14 protein-coding genes are annotated in these 19,371 nt (G+C 67.1%); 1 reads left to right on the top strand and 13 read right to left on the bottom strand.

Annotation, left to right across the window (positions count from 1 at the left end):
- Positions 1–16: 16 nt before the first annotated feature.
- The 11 genes from deoD to JJJ16_RS06385 form a co-directional block, all read right to left on the bottom strand.
- The gene (gene deoD / locus JJJ16_RS06335) at positions 17–724 is read right to left on the bottom strand and encodes a purine-nucleoside phosphorylase (protein ID WP_007590289.1); all 708 of its coding nucleotides are present in this window, start codon (positions 722–724) and stop codon (positions 17–19) included.
- A 111-nt stretch (positions 725–835) separates the two neighbouring features.
- Entirely contained in the window at positions 836–1,819 is a 984-nt protein-coding gene (locus JJJ16_RS06340; RefSeq protein ID WP_219751799.1) for a sugar-binding transcriptional regulator, read from the bottom strand.
- Between the two features lie 36 nt (positions 1,820–1,855).
- A complete protein-coding gene (locus JJJ16_RS06345; protein ID WP_219751800.1) occupies positions 1,856–3,142 on the bottom strand; it encodes a thymidine phosphorylase in 1,287 nt (428 codons plus the stop codon).
- Positions 3,129–3,584 carry a cytidine deaminase gene (locus tag JJJ16_RS06350; RefSeq protein WP_219751801.1) on the bottom strand — a complete coding sequence of 152 codons (456 nt, stop codon included), beginning with the start codon at positions 3,582–3,584 and terminating at the stop codon, positions 3,129–3,131. The genes JJJ16_RS06345 and JJJ16_RS06350 overlap by 14 nt, the downstream gene beginning before the upstream one ends.
- Before the next feature lie 8 nt (positions 3,585–3,592).
- Positions 3,593–4,873, bottom strand: coding sequence for an ABC transporter permease (locus tag JJJ16_RS06355; RefSeq protein ID WP_219751802.1), 1,281 nt, complete (start codon positions 4,871–4,873; stop codon positions 3,593–3,595).
- The gene (locus JJJ16_RS06360; RefSeq protein WP_219751803.1) at positions 4,860–5,999 is read right to left on the bottom strand and encodes an ABC transporter permease; all 1,140 of its coding nucleotides are present in this window, start codon (positions 5,997–5,999) and stop codon (positions 4,860–4,862) included. The genes JJJ16_RS06355 and JJJ16_RS06360 overlap by 14 nt, the downstream gene beginning before the upstream one ends.
- A complete protein-coding gene (locus tag JJJ16_RS06365) occupies positions 5,996–7,561 on the bottom strand; it encodes an ABC transporter ATP-binding protein (RefSeq protein ID WP_219751804.1) in 1,566 nt (521 codons plus the stop codon). The genes JJJ16_RS06360 and JJJ16_RS06365 overlap by 4 nt, the downstream gene beginning before the upstream one ends.
- Before the next feature lie 92 nt (positions 7,562–7,653).
- On the bottom strand, positions 7,654–8,748 hold the full coding sequence (locus JJJ16_RS06370; RefSeq protein WP_060565741.1) for a BMP family lipoprotein: 1,095 nt from the start codon (positions 8,746–8,748) through the stop codon (positions 7,654–7,656).
- A 151-nt stretch (positions 8,749–8,899) separates the two neighbouring features.
- Entirely contained in the window at positions 8,900–11,203 is a 2,304-nt protein-coding gene (locus tag JJJ16_RS06375) for a bifunctional metallophosphatase/5'-nucleotidase (protein WP_219751805.1), read from the bottom strand.
- A 68-nt stretch (positions 11,204–11,271) separates the two neighbouring features.
- Positions 11,272–13,476 carry an ExeM/NucH family extracellular endonuclease gene (locus tag JJJ16_RS06380; RefSeq protein WP_219751806.1) on the bottom strand — a complete coding sequence of 735 codons (2,205 nt, stop codon included), beginning with the start codon at positions 13,474–13,476 and terminating at the stop codon, positions 11,272–11,274.
- Positions 13,477–13,732: 256 nt separating this feature from the next.
- Entirely contained in the window at positions 13,733–14,857 is a 1,125-nt protein-coding gene (locus JJJ16_RS06385) for a GuaB3 family IMP dehydrogenase-related protein (protein WP_034465977.1), read from the bottom strand.
- Positions 14,858–14,937: 80 nt separating this feature from the next.
- Between JJJ16_RS06385 and JJJ16_RS06390 the strand changes: the two genes are divergently transcribed.
- Entirely contained in the window at positions 14,938–15,690 is a 753-nt protein-coding gene (locus JJJ16_RS06390; RefSeq protein ID WP_219751807.1) for an exonuclease domain-containing protein, read from the top strand.
- A 1,311-nt stretch (positions 15,691–17,001) separates the two neighbouring features.
- Here the strand turns inward: JJJ16_RS06390 and JJJ16_RS06395 are convergent.
- Together JJJ16_RS06395 and guaB are read right to left on the bottom strand one after the other, a co-directional pair.
- The gene (locus JJJ16_RS06395) at positions 17,002–17,691 is read right to left on the bottom strand and encodes a transaldolase family protein (RefSeq protein ID WP_003790462.1); all 690 of its coding nucleotides are present in this window, start codon (positions 17,689–17,691) and stop codon (positions 17,002–17,004) included.
- Positions 17,692–17,796: 105 nt separating this feature from the next.
- Positions 17,797–19,320 (bottom strand): IMP dehydrogenase, encoded by a 1,524-nt coding sequence (gene guaB / locus JJJ16_RS06400; RefSeq protein WP_007587911.1) that lies wholly within the window; start codon positions 19,318–19,320, stop codon positions 17,797–17,799.
- Between the last annotated feature and the right edge of the window lie 51 nt (positions 19,321–19,371).

Raw genomic sequence — 19,371 nt, forward strand, 5'->3', positions numbered from 1 at the left:
CTACTTTCTTGTCGCATCACAGCTGGGCCAGGGGCAGGGCCAGCTCCATCATGGTGGTAAAGGACGTCTGACGCGCCTGGGCGTCGGTGGCCTCGCCCGTCACCAGGGAGTCCGAGACGGTGAAGATACCCACGGCCTCGACGCCCGCGTGGGCGGCGGTGGCGTACAGGCCGGCGGACTCCATCTCGACCGCGAGCACGCCCATGCGCTGCCAGGCCTCGTTGAAGGTCGGATTCGCGTTGTAGAACGTGTCGGAGGAGAGGATGTTGCCCACGTGGATCGGCACATCGGCCTCACGGGCGCGGCGCACCACGTCGTCGATGAGTCGGAAGGAGCCGATCGGGGCGTAGGAGCCGGGGATCTGATACTGATCGAGGAACGCCGAGTTCGAGCACGCAGCCTGAGCGACCACGACGTCGTACAGGTTGACGCCCGGCTGCAGGGCACCGCACGTTCCCACGCGCACGAGGCGCGTGCAGCCGAACTCGTGGATCAGCTCGTGGGCGTACAGCGAGATCGAGGGGATGCCCATGCCCGAGCCCATGACGGAGACCGGTGTGCCACGGTAGGTGCCGGTGTAGCCCAGCATGTTGCGCACGGCGTTGAACTGCTGCGCGTCCTCCAGGTAGGTCTCGGCGATGAACTTCGCGCGCAGCGGGTCTCCGGGCAGGAGGATCGTCGGCGCGATGGGAGCGGTGGGGTTGATGTGCGGTGTCGAGCGCATGTGTCCTCCTGTGGTGTCGAGGAGCCGGGGCTCCGTCGAGGCTTCTTTACCCTTGTCGCAAGGCTATGCCGTGCAATTGAAATGTGTCAACGAATGGTTTGACAAATGTTCTCATCCACTTGGGGCGCGATCACGCACCCCGCGCGGGGTTGCCCCACGTGGCCGTTCAAGCAGCGCGAGAGCCAGGTCCTGGTCGACCACCAGGTGCGTGGCCAACCCCATGTGAAGCGCCGTGTCCAGCGCCTCCGCTTTCACACGCCCGCCAGCAACGAGCACCCGCACGGGGCGAGAGCGCAGCTCGTCGAGCGTGATGCCAACCGTCCTGCGGTCGACCGACGCCAGGGCGACGCCGCCCTCGCGCGTGAAAAATCGCGAGCATGCGTCCCCGACCGCGTCGCGCAGGAGCGCCTCCACCTCGTCGTCCTCGAGCTGGCCGAGGTTGAGCGAGAGGGCCTCGCGCCCCAGGGAACCAACGGTGAACACCGCCACGTCCACGCCGCGCCCCTCCTCCAAGATCCGCTCGATCGCCCGGTCGCGACGCACGATCGAGAGCATCGCCGTGTCCTGGAAAATGACGGGTAGCGGCAGGTAGCGCGGCTCCGCACCGAAGGCCTCGCAGAAGGAACGCATGATCTCAAAATCATGCGTCGCCCTCTCGGAAAAGGACGCCCCACCCTTGAGCTGGACGACGCGCACACCCACGCGAGGTGCACGGGGCAGGTGAGCCGCGAGCGCACTCATCGTGCGCCCCCAAGAAATCCCCACGCTCATGCCGTCGCGCACGAGCTGGGTGACGACATCGGCACCGACGCGGCCGACCTGCTCGATGGCCTCGCCCTCGGTCATATCGGGGCCGTGGGCGACGCGCGCACAGGCCAGGCCGAAGCGCCTCTCCAGCCGCAGGGCGATCTCCGAAGCATCCTCGCGCGGATCGTGGATCTCGATGGTCACGAAGCCGCGCTCGCGGCCGTGCGCGAGGAGCTTGGCGACCGTGGGGCGCGACAGGCCCATGCGGGTGGCGACCTCGGCCTGGCTGAGGCCCTGCTGGTAGTAGAGCTTGACCGCCTCGATCGACTGTTCGTCGCGCCTTTCCACGATTCCTCCTCCCCGTTCGCTCGCACCGCTCCGCCGTTAGGACACCGTCTCCAGGACGACGCTGCGCGGCTCGGGGGTGACCCCGTCGGCGATCTCGATGGCGCCGGAGAGGGACTCCAGGGCTCGCTCGATGCGCCACTCGTCGTCGGTGTGGAGCGTGAGCAGGGGTTGGCCCGCCGCAACGCGCTCGCCCGGCTTGGCGTGGATCTCGATGCCGGCGCCCGCCTGCACGGGATCCTCCTTGACGGCGCGGCCAGCGCCCAGCCTCCACGAGGCCACGCCCACGGACAGGGCGTCCATGCCCACGACGGTTCCCCCAGCCTCGGCAAGGACCTGGTGGGTGTGCGCGGCGCGCGGCAGCGACGCATCCGGGTCTCCGCCCTGCTCGCGGATCATCGCGCGCCAGCGGTCCATCGCGCGCCCGTCCGCCAGGGCGGCCTCCACGTCGGCATCGCGCACCCCGGCGAGGTCGAGCATGTTGCGCGCGAGCTCGCACGTCAGCTCAACAACGTCGGAGGGGCCTCCGCCCGCGAGGACCTCGACGGATTCCTCCACCTCGAGGGCGTTGCCGATCTTGCGCCCCAGCGGCACGGACATGTCTGTGAGGAGGGCGCGCGTGGCGACCCCCGCGTCGCGTCCAAGGTCGACCATCGTGCGGGCGAGCTCGCGCGCAGCATCCAGGTCTTTCATGAAGGCACCCGACCCGACCTTGACGTCCAGGACGAGGGCTCCCGTGCCCTCGGCGATCTTCTTGCTCATGATGGAGCTGGCGATCAGCGCGATCGACTCGACGGTCGAGGTGATGTCGCGCAGGGCGTAGAGCTTCTTGTCCGCGGGTGCCAGGCCCGAGCCCGCCGCGCAGATGACCGCGCCGCAACCCTGCCCCAGCTGGGCCATGATCTCGTCGTTGCTCAGCTGCGCGCGCCACCCGGGGATCGCCTCGAGCTTGTCGAGGGTGCCGCCCGTGTGCCCCAGGCCTCGGCCCGACAGCTGCGGGACCGCGACACCGAAGCACGCGACCAGCGGGGCCAGGGGCAGCGTGATCTTGTCTCCCACACCGCCCGTGGAGTGCTTGTCGGCGGTCGGCTTGCCGATGCCGGAGAAGTCCATGCGCGCGCCCGAGCGGATCATCGCGTCCATCCAGCGGGCGATCTCGCCCCGGTCCATGCCGCGCAGGAAAATCGCCATGGCCAGGGCGGCCATCTGCTCATCCTTGATGACGCCCTTCGTGTAGGCGTCGATCGTCCAGTCGATCTGGTCGGGGGTCAGCACTCCCCCATCGCGCTTAACGCGGATGATGTCAACGGCATCAAAGAGAGCCATCGTGTCCTTCTTTCTCTTCCGACGAGGCCGGGGCCGCCTGGGCGACGCTCGACAGGTCGTGGGGTCCGAACGCGCCGGGCAGCACCTCGGTCATGGGCGCGACGCCGTCAGGCATGAGGACCAGGCAGGAGGGGCCACCGTGCTCGTAGATAAGCTGGCGGCAGCGCCCGCACGGGGCCACCGGCTCCTCGTTACCGTTGACGGCGACGACCGCGACGAGGGTGCCTCCGCCGGAACGGATGAGTTCGGAGACCATGCCGCACTCGGCGCACAGAGTGACGCCGTATCCGGCGTTTTCGACGTTGCAGCCGCTGACGAGCCAGCCGTCTGCCGTCAGTCCCGCGGCCCCCACGGGGAAGTTCGAGTAGGGGCAGTACGCGTGCTTCATCGCGTCGATGGCCTCGGCCAGCAGGGCGTCCCAGTCAATTTCTGTTGGATCCATGCGGGTTCTCACTTCACGTAAGGGATGTTTTCAGCAGCCGGTGCGCGCGACTTGCCGACGAATCCAGCGACGGCCACGATCGTGACCACGTAGGGGATCATCGAGACGAGGTCGGCGGGGATCGCGGGCTCAATGTTGGGCAGCATGCGCGCCAGGGCCTGCGCGAAGCCGAACATGACGGCCGCGCCCATAGCTCCCAGAGGGTTCCACTTGCCCAGGATCATGGCGGCCAGGGCGATGTAGCCGTTGCCCGCGGAAATATTGTCCGTGAAGGCCAGGCCGGAACCAATCGTGAAGAACGCGCCGCCCAGGCCAGCGAAGGACGACCCCAGGATCGTGTTGAGGGTGCGCGTGCGTCCCACGTTGATGCCCACCGTGTCGGCGGCGCGCGGGTGTTCACCGCAGGCCCTCAGCCGCAGGCCCCACCGGGAGCGGAACAGGAAGAAGGCCAGGGCGATGACGGCCGCGTACATCAAGTACACGAGGATCGACTGGTTGAACAGAACCGGACCGACGACCGGGATCTCCGACAGGACGGGAATCTTGATATCGGACAGCGAGAACTGGTTGGTGTTCAGACTTCCGGGAGCATCCTTCATGATCGTGCCGTAGAAGAACGTCGTCAGGCCCAGGGCCAGGACGTTCAGGACGACGCCGACGATGATCTGATCCACCCCGTACTTCACGGAGAAGAGGGCCAGGAGGGACCCCAGGAGGGCACCCGCGAGGGGAGCCGCAACGAGGCCCGCGTAAGGCGTCTGGAAGTACGAGGCTGCCATGACGCCCGCGAACGCACCGACCAGGAGATCGCCCTCGATCGCGATGTTGACGACGCCCACGCGCTCCGAGATAACACCCGAGAGGGAGCCGAAAATCAGCGGCGTCGAAATCGCCACGGTGGACACCAGGGTCGAGGTCAGGGTAACGACGCCCGACGACCCGGAGCCCGCGTAGAACAGGAAGCCCAGGATCGTGGACAGCCCGACGACGGCCATCCCACCGACGCGCGCCCACGCGGGCTGGGTGATGCGCCGCAGGGTCGCCGCGACCGTCCACGCGGTAATCGCGATCGATACCGCGGCGAGCACCCACACGACGGGCGCGCCCGCGGTGACGATGTCGGGAATCGAGTAGGACTGCGACTTGTCGTTCAGGCGCAGCGTCATGTCCCCGCGCGCGGCGGCCGCGAAGACCACGAGCAGCACGCAGGCAGCCGCGTAGATGCCGGGGAGTTTCCAGGAGCGCTTGGCCTCGACCTGAGCGACCACGCCGGACTCACTTGTGCTCATCGGCGTTCCCCTTTCGCGTGTTAGCCGCGAGCGCGCGGACATCGGGCAGACGGAACAGCCAGCGCACAAGCGCAGGCGCTGCGATCAGCAGAACGATGACCGACTGCAGGATGAGGATCATGTCGATCGGCACGCCCTTGGCCTGCATCGTGTAACCGCCCGCCTTGAAGGCTCCAAAAAGAAGCCCAGCGCCAAACGTTCCCCACGTCTTGTTACGGCCCAGAAGGGCCACCGTGATCGCGTCGAAGCCGATCGAACCGGCCACGTCACGCGAGACGTACCCGATGGTCCCCAACGCCTCGTTCGCCCCGGCCAGGCCGAGGAACGCGCCCGAGAGAACCATCGTGATCGCCGTGATGCGCTCGACCGAGATGCCGGCCGTGCGGGCGGCGGCCGCGTTGGCACCGACCGCGCGGATCTGGAATCCCAGCGTGGATCGCTCGATCAGCCACCAGAAGGCGACGAGGGCGACCAGGGCAACCAGGAAACCGACGTGCAGCTTGAAGGGGGCGGGAAGCAGCCGCGCGAACGCCGCACTGTCCGCGACCTTGGGAGTCACCGGCTGATTCGTTCCAGGCACCTGCCATGCCTTCTGTGCCAAGACGTATCCCAAGCCCAGCGTCGCAATCGAGTTGAGCATGATCGTCACGATCACCTCGTTCGCGCCCGTCTTCGCCTTCAGCACGCCCGCGATGCCGCCGTAGAGGCCGCCCGCAATCACCGCGACGAGCAGGGCCACCAGCGTGTGCACAACCGGCGGCAGGCTCACCGCGAAGCCCACCCACACGGCCGCGAGCGCTCCGACGATGATCTGCCCCTTGCCACCAATGTTGAACAGGCCGGCGCGGAAGCCGAGCGCCAGGCCCAGGCCCGAAATAATCAGCGGGATCGAATAGAAGAGAGAGTCCGTCAGCGGCTTGAACGTGCGAACAGCGTTCGCCGCGTTCGGGTCCACGATGGAGCCGCGGAACATCGCATAGTAGGCATCCAGAACGGATGCACCCGACAGCGCGATGAGGATCGCGCCGATCGCGAAGGCGATGAGGACCGCCAGCACCGACACAAACCACTGGGAGCCAAAGACCCGGGTCACGATCCCCGGCCCGTTACTCGTACGCGTGCTCATTGCTCCTCCTTTCGAGATGCCTCGGCGTCCCTAGAGGTTCCCGAGGAAGCCGCCATGGCCTCGTCCAGGGGGACGCCAGCCATCATGAGGCCGAGGACGTCGCGGCCCGTGTCCGCCGGGACGATGCCAACGATGCGGCCGCGGTACATCACGGCGATGCGGTCGGCCAGTGACACGACCTCGTCGAGCTCCGAGGAGATGAGCAGGACCGCGCAGCCCTGGTCCCGCACGTCCACGATCCTGCGGTGAATGAACTCGATCGAGCCGACGTCGACGCCACGCGTTGGCTGATTGGCGACCAGCAGCGTCAGGTCGCGCGACATCTCGCGGGCGACGACCACCTTCTGCTGATTGCCGCCCGACAGGGAGGAGACCGGGTCCTCGATCGACGTCAGGCGAATGTCGTATTCCTTTTCCTTCTCACGGGCGTTGCGCGCGATCGCACCGTGCTTGAGGGAGCCCGCGGCTGAGAAGGAGGAGGAGCGGAACTGGTCGAGCACCAGGTTGTCCGCGATCGAAAACGAGGCGATGATGCCGTCAGTCGAACGGTCCTCGGGGATAAAACCGACTCCCGCGTCCAGGGATTCGCGAGGCTTCGCGCGGGTAATGTCCGCGTCCTCAAGTCGGATCACACCACTGTCGGGAGTAAGCAGACCCAGGATCACTTCGGCCAGTTCCGTCTGCCCGTTGCCCTGCACGCCTGCGACCGCGAGGATCTCGCCTCGGGGCACTTCGAAAGACACGTGGTCGAGCAGCGGCACTCCGCCCGCACCCAGCAGGGACACGTCCTCGAAGGACAGTCCACCGCCCGCGGGGCGCGCGGGCTCCTTCTCCACACGCATCAGCACCTCGCGCCCGACCATCTGCGTGGCCAACGAGGCCTCGGAATCGCTCGGAGATGCGTGCCCCACGACCCGACCGCGGCGAATGACCGTGATCTCGTCGGCCACCGCACGCACCTCGCGCAGCTTGTGGGTGATAAACACGATCGAGGTCCCGGCATCGGCGAGCTGACGCATGATCGTCATCAGCTCATCCGTTTCCTGCGGGGTGAGCACCGCGGTCGGCTCATCGAGAATGAGGACCTTCGCCTGGCGCGACAGGGCCTTGACGATCTCCACGCGCTGTTGGGCACCCACCGGCAGATCCTCAATGAGGGCGTCGGGGTCCAGGTCGAAGCCGAAACGCGCCGAGACCTCACGCACCGTCTGGCGGGCACGCTCACGACTGATGATTCCGGCAGGACCGGTCGGCTCGAAGCCCAGCGCGATCGACTCGGCGACCGTGAAGACGGGGATGAGCATGAAGTGCTGGTGCACCATGCCGATGCCCGCCGCGACCGCGTCGCCGGGGCCCTTGAACGTCACGGGCGCGCCGTCAATGAGGATCTGCCCCTCGTCAGGCGCATGCATCCCGTACAGGACGTTCATGAGCGTGGACTTGCCCGCGCCATTCTCTCCCAGCAGGGCGTGAATGTGCCCTTCCTCGATCGTTAAGTCAATCGAGTCGTTGGCGATGAGGGGACCAAACCTCTTCGTGATCCCCCGCAACTCTAATTTCATACCTTCGACCTTCCCCAGCAGGTGGGCGCACCCCGCCCCGATGCCCGTGTGGGGCTGGCAGCGTCACCGCCACCAGCCCCACACGTATCTCATCACTTCGGGGCGTTCTGCGATTCGATGACGAGCTTGCCGGACTTGATGTCGTCCGTGAGCTTGGTCAGGTCCGCCTTGAGCTCGGCGGACACCTTGTCGTCGAAATCGTGGAACGGGGCGATCGAGACGCCGCCGTTGGCCAGCGTGCCCACGTACGGGGTCGAGCTGAACTTGCCGTTCACCGAGTCCTGGATCGCCTGCTCGACAGAGGCGCCGATCTCCTTCATGACCGAGGTCAGCACGATCGAGGAGTAGTCGGGGTTGGCCTCGTACCAGTCGGAGTCAACGCCGATGATCCAGGTGTTGCCATCCGCCTTGGCGGCCGCCGCAGCGCCCAGGCCGACCGGGCCAGCGACGGGCATGATGATGTCCGCGCCCTGCGAGATGAACTGCTGGGCCTGCTCCTTGCCGAGCGTCTGATCGTCGAAGGACTGCGTGAAGGAGCCGTTCTGCGAAGCCTTGTCCCAACCGAGCAGCTGCACGTTCGTGCCCTTGGCCTTGTTGTAGGCCGCGACGCCGTCAGCGAAGCCATCCATGAACACCGTCACCGAAGGGATCTGGATACCGCCGAAGGTTGCGACCTTGCCGGTCTTGGTCATGCCCGCGGCCACGTAGCCGGCCAGGTAGGCGGCCTCAGCGGTGTTGAACAGCAGCGGACGCGCGTTGTCCAACGTCACCGTGTTGTTGTTGCCGTCGTTGAAGCTGGAGTCGATGAGGGCGTAGTGCACGTCCTTGTTCTCATCGGCGGAGGTGTGGACGGCCTTCTCCAGGTTGAAGCCGACGCCGATGATCAGGTTGCAGCCGTCGGAGACCATGGACTCAACGTTGGGGTTGAAGTCCGCGTCCGAGTTGGACTCGGCCGTGTTGATCTGGATTCCAAGGCTCGTCTGGGAGGCCTTGAGGCCGTCGTACGCGGACTCGTTAAAGGACTTGTCGTCCCAGCCGCCGGCGTCAGAGACCGCGCAGGCCTTGAACGAGGTGGCGTCCTTCGCCCCACCGGACTGGCTGGTGGCGGTTCCTCCGCCGCCGCCACAGCCGGCCAAGGCGAGCGTTGCAACTCCCGCCGCGGCGAGGAGCTTCGTGAGGTGCTTCATGAGTGTTTTCCTCCGTTGATGTGGATTCTTCCCTGAACCGGTGGCGGCGCGGGCCGCGGATCATGTCCACGCAGCCGCTGCGCGAACATTTGTCATGATCGACTTTTACGTCTGATCCGAGTCTCCCGCGCCGCCCTCACCCTGTCAAGGGCTACTTGTTTTCGCTTTGGTAACGATTGAAGCGGCGCCGAGCGAATACCCCGGCAACGCCGATCGCTCCGACAAACATCGCCCCGGCCAGGCCACCGAAGTCCACGCCCGTACGAGCCAGGGAACCCTTGGGTGCCTTCGTGTTCTTACGGGGAGTCTGAGCTGCCGCCTGGTTGCCGGATTGTGTGTCACCCGCAGCGTCAGCCGACGGACTCGGGTCGGGCGCCGCCGTTCCCGCGCAGGTCACGGGGATCGTCAGGCCATCCCCGGCCTCGACGACCGTCGCGAAGTCGGTGGCAACCGTGACGGGAACGTTCACGACCTCGCCGGCTGCCTTGCCTTCACAGGCACCAACTACCGTCACGTCCACGCTCGCCTGACCCGCGCCATCCGTCGTGATCACCGAGGCAGCGTCAGAGGCGTGCGCATCCACGAGGGAGTTGTCGACCTCGGCCACGGCCTGCGCTCCCCCGGCGCTCACGCGCACCTTCGAGGTGATGGAGGGCCCCTCGGAGAAGGACAGGCCACGCAGCGGGATCGTCACCGTCGAGCCGTCAGCCACCGCCTCGGTGGGCAGGGTCAGGCCGATGGAGGACTTGGCCTCGCGCGGCGCCAGGCCGCCCGTGGCCTGGATCGAGCGGGCGGCCGCACCCGAGTGCGCGCCCAGGTAGGCGTTGAAGGAATCGCGGTCCAGGTTGCCGTTCGTCGTGGCCGCTCCGCCGCGGGTCAGGGCCTCGAAGGAGTCACCACCTGCGAGCAGGAAGGTCACGGATCCGACCGTGTACGTCGCGTCGGCCTTCAGCGGCTCACCGTTGATCGTCACCGACGTGATGCGCTCCCCGTAGGGCTTCGCAGGATCGTAGGTGTAGCGCACGTTCGAGGAAAGGCCGAGCTTGAGCATGGGCCGAGAGTTCTGCGAGTTCAGGTCCGTCTTCCACTGCTGCTCGAGCGCATCCTTGACATCCGATCCCTTGAGGGTCACGTACCCCAGCTCGTTGGAGAAGGGCTCGACCTCGTAGGTCTGCGCGTAGGTGATCGTGCCGTCCTCGTTCGGCACCAGGTCGGCGCGCAGGCCGCCCGCGTTAATCATGCCGATATCGACGCTCTTCCCATTCGGGGTGAGGATGGTTTCGCGCAGCGAGTCGGCCACCAGGTCACCCAGGGAGGACTCGATACCTCGGTTCGAGCCCGGATCCGTCGCCCCCTCGGGGGTCGTGAAAACGCCGCGCCTGAAAGGCTCCGTGTACCCGGTCGCAACGACGCGCTTGCCGGCTTCCTTCGAGTCGGCCTCGGCCTTATCGACAATCGCCTGGGTGTCGGGATCCGCGCCGCACTGGGCGACCTCGGCGGCCGGGATGAGGATTGAGTCGGCGCTGGTCACCTGACGCGTCGCGGGGTCGATCGTCAGTCGGATGAGGCCCAGGTTGTCCGTGTAGGAACCCGACGCGATACCCGCCAGGCGCGGGTTCGCGGACTCAAAGGACTCCACCGAGTTGACGTGGTCGAACTCGTAGGGGACGTGCGTGTCCCCGCCCATGAGGCCGTCGACGTCCTTGCCGACCTTCGTGTAGTTGTTCTTCACGTCGTCGTCCAGCATGGCGATGACGACGTCGGCCGTGCCGCTAGTCTTCAGCTCGGCGGCCAGGGAGTTGATGCGCGCGATCGGGTCCGTGAAGGTCAGGCCCGCCGTCGTTCCGGGGCTGAGCTTGTAGGGCACGTCCTGCGCGATGGCGCCGATGAAGGCGACCTTCATGCCCGAGGGCGACGTCCACACCTTGTAGTCCCCCAGGTAGGGGGTGCCGTCCCCGTAGGTGCCCATGCCCTCGATGTTGGCGCCCAGATAGGGGAAGGTCGCCTGCACGAACTCGCTCGGGTTGGATCCGTCGACGCGCTGCTTGAAGACGGCCTGCCCCATGTCCAGCTCGTGGTTGCCGATCGTGGAGGCCAGCGGATCCATCGTGTTAAGGGCCGCGATGGTCGGGTTGTCCTTGAGCGCCCCAGAAATGTAGGGGGACGCGCCGATGTTGTCTCCCAGCAGGGTGAACGAGGAGTTGGGGTTCGTCGCGCGCGCCTTCTTCAGGTAGCAGTTCATCGCGGGCAACCCGGCCTCGCGCACGACGCCCTTCTTGGCGACCTGCTGGATGTGTCCGTGCACGTCCGTGAGGGTGTAGAGATCCAGGGTGATCGGCGAAGCCTCGTTCTGTGAGGCTTCATCCTGTGGGGCCGCGAGCGCGGCGGCGGGCAGGGAGGCCAGGGAGAGTGCGGCCGCCGAGGCGAGCGCGAGTCGAGTCCATGGTCTGCGCATGGGTGTGTTCCTTTCATCGGGGCGGCTTCGGTGCCGCTTCCTGCGTGGTGAGTGTGGAGTTCGTGGTGTCAGCCGCGGCGGCGAAGTCGGCGCGAGAGGAGGATGAGCCCGCCGCCCGCTGCGGCGAGGAGGATGCCGATGCCGATTGCTGGGCCGGCGTCCGCACCGGTGCGCGCCAGGCCGGTCACCGTGGCAGCGCGCGTGGGCGTCTTTCGGGACGAGGCCGTGGCCGCCCTCGAGGGAGCCGGCGCGGGGGCCGCGCTGGGGGCGGAAGACGGCTCGGCGGACGGCGTCGGGGCCGGGGCGTCCCCACCGATCAGGGTGAGTCCAATCAGCTCCGGATTGTGGTCCGAGGAGCGGTAGGGGTTGTCGGCCTCGACGGCCAGGTGGGCGTTCATACCGGCCCTCGAGTATTCGAAGGCGATGGACTCCTGAGCGTTGACGGCCCAGCTGGTGACGCCTGCGAGCAGCGGCTTCGCGGCCGCGTTGGCGAAGACGTGATCGAGGGATCCGGAACGTCCCGCGTAGACGTAGGAGGCCTCGCCCGCGCCGGAGACACGCTCCCAGCCCGCGGCCTCGAGGGCCTTGATCGGGTCCTCCTGCGAGTAGGAGTTGAAGTCGCCCACGAGCAGGGTCGGCTTGTCCGCAAAGCGGGCGGCGAAGGAGGCCAGGGCGCCCGCCTGGGCGACTCGGATCGCGTTCGCATTGCCCTGACCGTCCCCGCTATCAACATTGCCGGCAGGAGCGCCCTCGGGCACGGATCCCTTCGACTTGAAGTGATTGGCGATGACGACGAAGGAGGCGGGCGCGGACCTCTCCCCCGTGACCCGTGCGAACTCTTGAGCGAGGGGCTGGCGCGCCAGGCCCGTGAACGCCGGGTCGTCGTGGATCAGCGAGGGGCCGACCGGGGCGATGGTCGCGGGCTTGTAGATGAAGGCGACGCGGATGACGTCCTCGGCCTCGGGCACGGCAACGGGTGATGGCACGTACGCCCACGTTCCCGCTCCCGCGTCCTTGTTGAGGGCCTCGACGAGGCGCGCGAGGGACGCGTCGCGGTCTGTCCCAACCCCCACGGCAACGGGATTTTCGATCTCCTCGAGGGCAACCACATCGGCCCCGAGGGCGTTGATCGCGGAGACGATCTTGGCCTCCTGATTGGCGAAGGCCTCGCGCGAGAATGCACCGCGCACCTTGCACTTCTTCGCGGTCACGAATGCGCCCGTACGGTCCGGGTAGCCCGTGCATCCGGCCTCGTCGACGCCCAGGTCGGAGAAGTAGTTGAGGACGTTGAACGTCGCCACGCGGGTGTCACCACCGACCGTGGGCGCGCTCGGGCGCTCCCCGGTGATGGTCACGGGAGAGCGGTCGGGGTGCCCGGCGACCATGGAGGTCGGCTGGAAGACGAAGGACCCGTGCCGGGGCTCGAGGATCACGGGCTTAGTGAAGGCCACGTGGTAGCCGACGCGCGCGGGCGAGCCGTTCGCCAGGTAGGCGTAGGCGGCCTCGGTGGCGGTCCCCTTTTGCAGGTTCGTATTGGTACCGTCATCGAGGGCGATCGCGCGGGCCGCGTTGGCAGCCTCGTACTCGCGGGCGGCCTGCCCGGGAGCCACCACGTCCGTGGCCGAGCGCAGCGGGCTCTCACCCGGGGTGAGGGTCAGGGTGCCGTACTGGTTTGTCTGGTAGTTGTCGGTGATGGTCCACGTGCCCTGGGGGGCGAGGAGCATGGACTCGAGGGCCTCGGCCTCGGCCGGCGTGGGGACGCGGGTTGCCGGGATGGGCATCGGCGCCTGACACCCCTCGACTGTGGTCACGGAGGTTGCGGCCAGCTGGGTGAGGCTCTGGGGGTTGTCCTTCGCGCTCGTCGCGGGGAACTCACCGACCGTGCCGGTCACGCGCACGCAGGTACCCGGGGCCGGGATCTCGCCTTTCTTGCCCGCGTAGACGAAGAGGCCGTCGGAGCGTGTGCGCCCCGGCTCCCACGCGCCGCCCGATCCGGGGGTCTGGATCGTGTAGCCGTCCAGGGTAGCGCCCAGCCCGGACTCGGCGGCCGGGTACGCGGCCGTCACGACCCCGAGAGTCGTCACGGTGGTCCCCACCATCATGGAATCATCCCCCTCTCCCACGGCCTGGATGTCGGGGATCGGAGTATCGACGAGGCCGGGGCTGGCCTCACCCGATTGGCCCGCATCGGCTGCCCAAGCGGCAGGCACAAGCCCCATCGCGGACAGCGCGAGCGCGCCGAGTACAGCTAGTGATCGTGTCCCGCACTTCATCGGGATGTCCTCTCAACCTCACCTCACCGTGAGGGGCCGGTGAGCCCCGCGCCGCAGGCATCTTTACCAACGGCAACACGAGTTATGACAAGTGTAACCTCACGCACAAACGTGCGGAAGCTATTGAGAATATTCCCGAAAAAACAAGGCGCAAGCGGGCGGGCGTGCACCCGCGAGCGCGCGGGCACCCCGGCCTCGTCAAACTCAGCCCGACCCCGCTGCGTTCCCCAGCCTCGTCAAACTGGGTGAGCGAAGCTCAGGACGCCGAGTACGGGGAGACGACCACCTGGGCGCGCTGCAGGTCCTTGACCTCCGAGTATCCCGTCGAGGCCATGGTCCGTTTGAGGGCACCCACGAAGTTCAGGGAGCCGTCCGCGCGCGTCGAGGGGCCGTAGAGGATCTGCTCGAGCGTGCCCGTCGTGCCCACGTGGACGCGCTGGCCGCGGGGCATGTCCGGGTGGGTCGCCTCCGACCCCCAGTGCCAGCCGCGTCCCGGAGCCTCCTCCGCGCGGGCGATCGCGGCGCCGAGCATGACAGCGTCCGCGCCGCACGCGATCGCGCGCGACAGGTCGCCGCTGCGGCCAATACCGCCGTCGGCGATGACGTGCACGTAGCGGCCGCCGGACTCATCCATGTAGTCGCGTCGGGCCGCGGCCACATCCGCAATCGCGGTCGCCATCGGCGCATGCACGCCCAGGGACTGGCGCGTCGAGTGGGCCGCTCCCCCACCGAAGCCGACGAGGACGCCCGCCGCGCCCGTGCGCATCAGGTGCAGGGCCGCCGTGTCCGTGCAGACGCCGCCCACGATGACGGGGACGTCCAGCTCGTAGATGAAGCGCTTGAGGTTGAGGGGCTCGCGACGCGAAGACACGTGCTCGGCGGACACCGTCGAGCCGCGAATGATGAACAGGTCGACGCCCGCGTCCACGACCGCGCGCCAGTACTTCTGCACGCGCTGGGGCGAGAGCTTGCCGGCGACAACCACGCCGGCCTCGCGCAGCTGCTTGAGGCGCGCGGTGATCAGCGAGGGCTTGATCGGTTCGGAGTAGACGCGCTGGAGGGTCGCGATCGACTCCTCCTCACCCAGGTGAGCGATGTGGTCGAGGATCGGGGTGGGGTCCTCGTAGCGGGTCCACAGGCCGTCCAGGTCGAGCACGCCGATGCCACCGAGGCGACCGAAAGCGATCGCGGTCTCCGGGCTCATCACCGAGTCCATCGGGGCCGCCATCAGGGGGATATCGACGTGGTAGGCGTCGATCTGCCAGCCGACGTTGACATCCTCGGGGTCACGGGTGCGCCGCGAGGGCACAAGGGCGATATCGTCCAGCGTGTAGGCGCGGCGTCCGCGCTTGCCACGACCGATTTCCACTTCGTCGCTCATGACCCGATTCTACTGCCTACGGGACGCAGATGTGCCCACCCTCTGCCACACTGGAGTCACCGGCAAGGCTAGGAGCAATCATGAGCTGGATCGACGACCCGTGGATGGGTTTTGACACCGAGACGACGGGCGTGCGCGCGCTCAAGGACCGCCTCGTCACCGCCGCGCTGGTGCTGCGCATCGACGGCGCGTCCTACCGCAGCGGTGTCAGCGCCCCCGACCAGGTGGCCACGTGGCTGACCGACCCGGGCGTCGAGATCCCCGAGCAGGCCACGGCCGTCCACGGCATCACGACCGAGCAGGCGCGACGCGACGGCCGCCCCATCGAGGAGGTTCTGCACGAGCTAGCCGGCTCCATCGTCGAGCACTGGCTGCGCGGCTACCCGGTCGTCGCCTTCAATGCCACCTACGACATCACGCTGGTCAACCAGGAGCTGCGCCGCCACCGCCTGGGCTCCTTCGAAGAGCGCCTGGAGGGCGCGCCCATGCTGGTCGTCGACCCGCTGGTCTTGGATCGTAAGCTCGACCGCTTCCGCAAGGGCAAGAAGACGCTGACGGAGATGGCGCCCGTGTACGGGGCGGTCGCTTCCCCCGACGCTCACACGGCCGAGGTCGACGTGGCCATGACGCTCGACGTGCTCGCCGGCATAGTAGACAAGTACCCGCAGCTGGCGTCCATGAGTGCCCTGGAGCTCATGGACTACCAGCTCCAGGCTCACCAGGATTGGGCTGAGGACTTCGAGAAGTACCTGCGCAAGCAGGGCAAGGACGCGAACATCGATCGCGAGTGGCCCCAGATCACGCCGCGAGGCCGCGGCGACGACCAGGAGTAAGAACGCTTCGGGCGGGGGTCGGCGGCCGGCCCCCGTTTCCGTTGTGCCCTAGGTACTTTCCGCGCACAGCGGGCCCGAATGAGCTGTGTGGAGACACCTGAACGAGGCAGTGTCGGGATTCCGGTGGATTCCTGGGGCGCCGCCCCGGGCGACGGGCCACGGCAGGACCAGAACGTGGCCACAGCGGAATCGCCGCGCCCTGCCGGATAAAAGTCGCACATAATTTCCCACGGTCATTTTTCGAGCACCGCTCAAAACGTTGCAATTCCAACGATGCCATTTCAAGGTTTGAGGTAGCCGTAGGGGAATTACGTGCGAAATTGGTGAGGAGGCGTGGAGGGCGCCGACGGCATAGCTAGCGGGAACCTGCTCATCCAGACGGCCTTCGCGCACGCGTTGGAATTCTGGATAGGAAACGCTGTTTTGGATAGGAAAAACAGTTCTGGATAGGTTATTAACCTATCCAGAACGCAATAACCTATCCAGAAGGTTGTTTCCTATCCAGTTCCGGCAGCTCTCGAACGGCTCGAGCGGTGCTCTCCGAGCAACCGAAGAAGACGGGAGCGACAACACAGCTACACCCTTAGCGACGAGCGTTGTCGCGATTGGTTGTGCCTCAAACCTGGATGTCATGCACCAGTTGGGGAGCATTACACCAGTTAGGGAGCAATGCACCACCTCCGAACTGGTGTAATACCCACCTAAGTGGTGTAACACCACTTAGCAACAAGCCTAAATGCGGGCTCGCTCGAATGGATAGGCCAAGGTCGTCGGACGCCAGCTCACATACGGATAGGTAAGCAACATCCGGATAGGTAACGAGCATCCGGATAGCTTAATAACCTATCCGGATGCGCATAACCTATCCGCGTGCGCACAACCTATCCGGATAAGCCCAGGCAGAGGGCACGCCAGCGGCCGCGGGGCCTGGCCGGGCACACTCGCTACGCGCCACCAGTGTGGAGGGCGCCGGCGGGGCCGCGGGGCCTGGCCGGGCAACACACACCACACGCACCACGCGCCACCAGTGTGGAGGGCGCCGGCGGGGCCGCGGGGCCTGGCCGGGCAACACACACCACACGCACCACGCGCCACCAGTGTGGAGGGCGCCGGCGGGGCCGCAGGGCCTGGCCGGGCTTCGAGCCAACGCACCGAGCGAAGCTCGCGGCGCGGACGGCGAGCGGGCGGGCGGGCCCGACGGCGCCCGGAACACCGGTGGCGCAGCCACCAGGAACACCGGTGGCCCAGCAGCAACGCGGGTATGCGAGAGGCCCGGAGGCGAGTCACCGCCTCCGGGCCTCTACACAAGCCTCACTTTTCCTTGATGAGGTCCAGCCACGTGCGGCGCTCGCCCACGAGGAAGCCGAAGTCGCGGTTCTGGTCAGCGATGGCGGCGTCGGTCGCGGGGTTCTTGATGAGCGCGGCCAGCACGTCAGGGGCCGCGGTAATGGCGCCCACGCCCTGGCGGACCAGCTCGAGGACCTGCTCGGAGTTCTTGAAGGACGCGGCTAGGACGTCGGCCTTCAGGTCGTAGGAGCGCAGGGTGCGGTGGATTTCCGAGGCGACGCGAACGCCGTCGATACCGTAGTTGTCCATGCGGTTGACGTAGGGGGCGACGTAGCGGGCACCGGCCTTGGCGGCCATGAAGCCCTGCATGGAGGAGTGAATACCGGTCGCGGTCACCTGCATGCCTTCACGCACGATGCGCGGGATGGCTGCGAAGCCCTCGCGTGTGACGGGAAGCTTGATGAAGAGGTTGCCACCGATTTCGCCGCGCAGGGCGCGGGCCTCGGCGACCATATCGTCGGCGCGCTGGGAGACGATCTGGACGTGCAGCTGAGCGCCGTCAGGCAGGAGCTGCTTGATGGCATGGAGAACCTCGAGAGGCTCCTTGCCCTCGCGGTACAAGATCGTCGGGTTGGTCGTCACGCCGTCGATGGGCAAGTATTCCAGGGTCTTGGCGATGGAATCGACGTTCGCGTGATCGATGAGGATGAGCATGTGAGCAGCTCCTTTGCGCTGTTGTGAGTTTTCGCACCCCTAGGATAGCGCGGGCGGGAGCAGCCCACCGACTGCTCCCGCCCACAACGAACGCTCTGTCTGCGATTACCTCGCCGAAGAGGAGTGGTAGTTCGGCGCTTCCGTCGTCATCTGGACGTCGTGCGGGTGCGACTCACGCAGGCCCGCGCTGGTGATGCGCACGAAGCGACCGTTGGCCTTGACCTGGGAGATCGTGGAGGCACCCAGGTAGAACATGGTCTGGTGCAGGCCGCCGACGAGCTGGTAGATGACCTGAGCGAGGGAGCCGGTGTAGGGCACCTGGCCCTCGATGCCCTCGGGGACGATCTTGTCGTCGGAGGTGACGTCGGCCTGGAAGTAGCGGTCCTTGGAGTAGGACTTGCGCCCGCGCGAGCTCATCGCGCCGAGCGAGCCCATGCCGCGGTAGCGCTTGAACTGCTTACCGTTGGTGAAGACGACCTCGCCCGGGGACTCCTCGCAGCCGGCCAGCAGGGAGCCGAGCATGACGGTGTCGGCGCCGGCCACGAGGGCCTTGCCGATGTCGCCCGAGTACTGCAGGCCGCCGTCCGCGATGAGCGGGACTCCAGCGGGGCCGCAGGCCTTGGCGGCCAGGTGGATCGCGGTGATCTGGGGGACGCCGACGCCGGCGACGACGCGGGTCGTGCAGATCGAGCCGGGGCCCACGCCGACCTTGACGGCGTCGACGCCCGCGTCGATGAGCGCCTGCGCGCCCTCGGTCGTGGCGACGTTACCGCCGATGATGTCAATGCCCTCAAACGTCGGGTCGGCCTTGATGCGGCGGATCATGTCGAGGGCGAGCTGGGCGCCACCGTTCGCGGTATCGACGACGAGGACGTCCACACCGGCCTCGGCCAGGGCGGTGGCGCGCTCCCAGGTGTCGCCCCAGTAGCCGACGGCCGCGCCGACGACGAGGCGGCCGCGCGAGTCCTTGGTGGCGTTGGGGTACTGCTCGGTCTTGACGAAGTCCTTGACGGTGATGAGGCCGGTCAGGTGGTCGTTGTCGTCGACGATGGGCAGCTTTTCGACGCGATGCTCGGCCAGCAGGTGCTTGGCGTGTTCGCGGGAGATGCCGACCTGGCCGACGACCAGCTGGTCGCGCGGGGTCATGCAGTCGCGCACGCGCAGGGTGGCCCACTCGTCCTGGGGGACGAAGCGCAGGTCGCGGTTCGTGATGATGCCCAGGAGGGTGCCGTCCTCGTTCACGACGGGCAGGCCGGAGACACGGTAGTGGCCGCACAGGCTGTCGAGTTCGTCGATGGTGGCGTCGGGGCCGACGGTCACCGGGTCCTCGACCATGCCGGATTCGGAGCGCTTAACCTGACGGACCTGCGCGGCCTGTTCCTCGATGGAGAGGTTGCGGTGAAGGATGCCGATACCGCCCTGGCGGGCCATGGCGATGGCCATGCGCGCCTCGGTGACGGTGTCCATGGCGGCGGACAGGAGCGGGATGCGCAGCGAAATGTTCTTCGTCAGGCGACTGCTCGTGTCAACGGATGAAGGAACGACGTCCGTGAGCTCGGGTAGGAGCAGGACGTCGTCGTAGGTGAGGCCGGTCAGGCCGAAAGGATCATGTGTAGCGAGTTCTCCCATGGGCCAATTGTAGGCGGTCGGTGGCGCTTTCGCGTAGTCGCTTCCACGCAT

The organism is Schaalia sp. ORNL0103, assembly GCF_019429565.1.
Lineage (GTDB): Bacteria > Actinomycetota > Actinomycetes > Actinomycetales > Actinomycetaceae > Pauljensenia.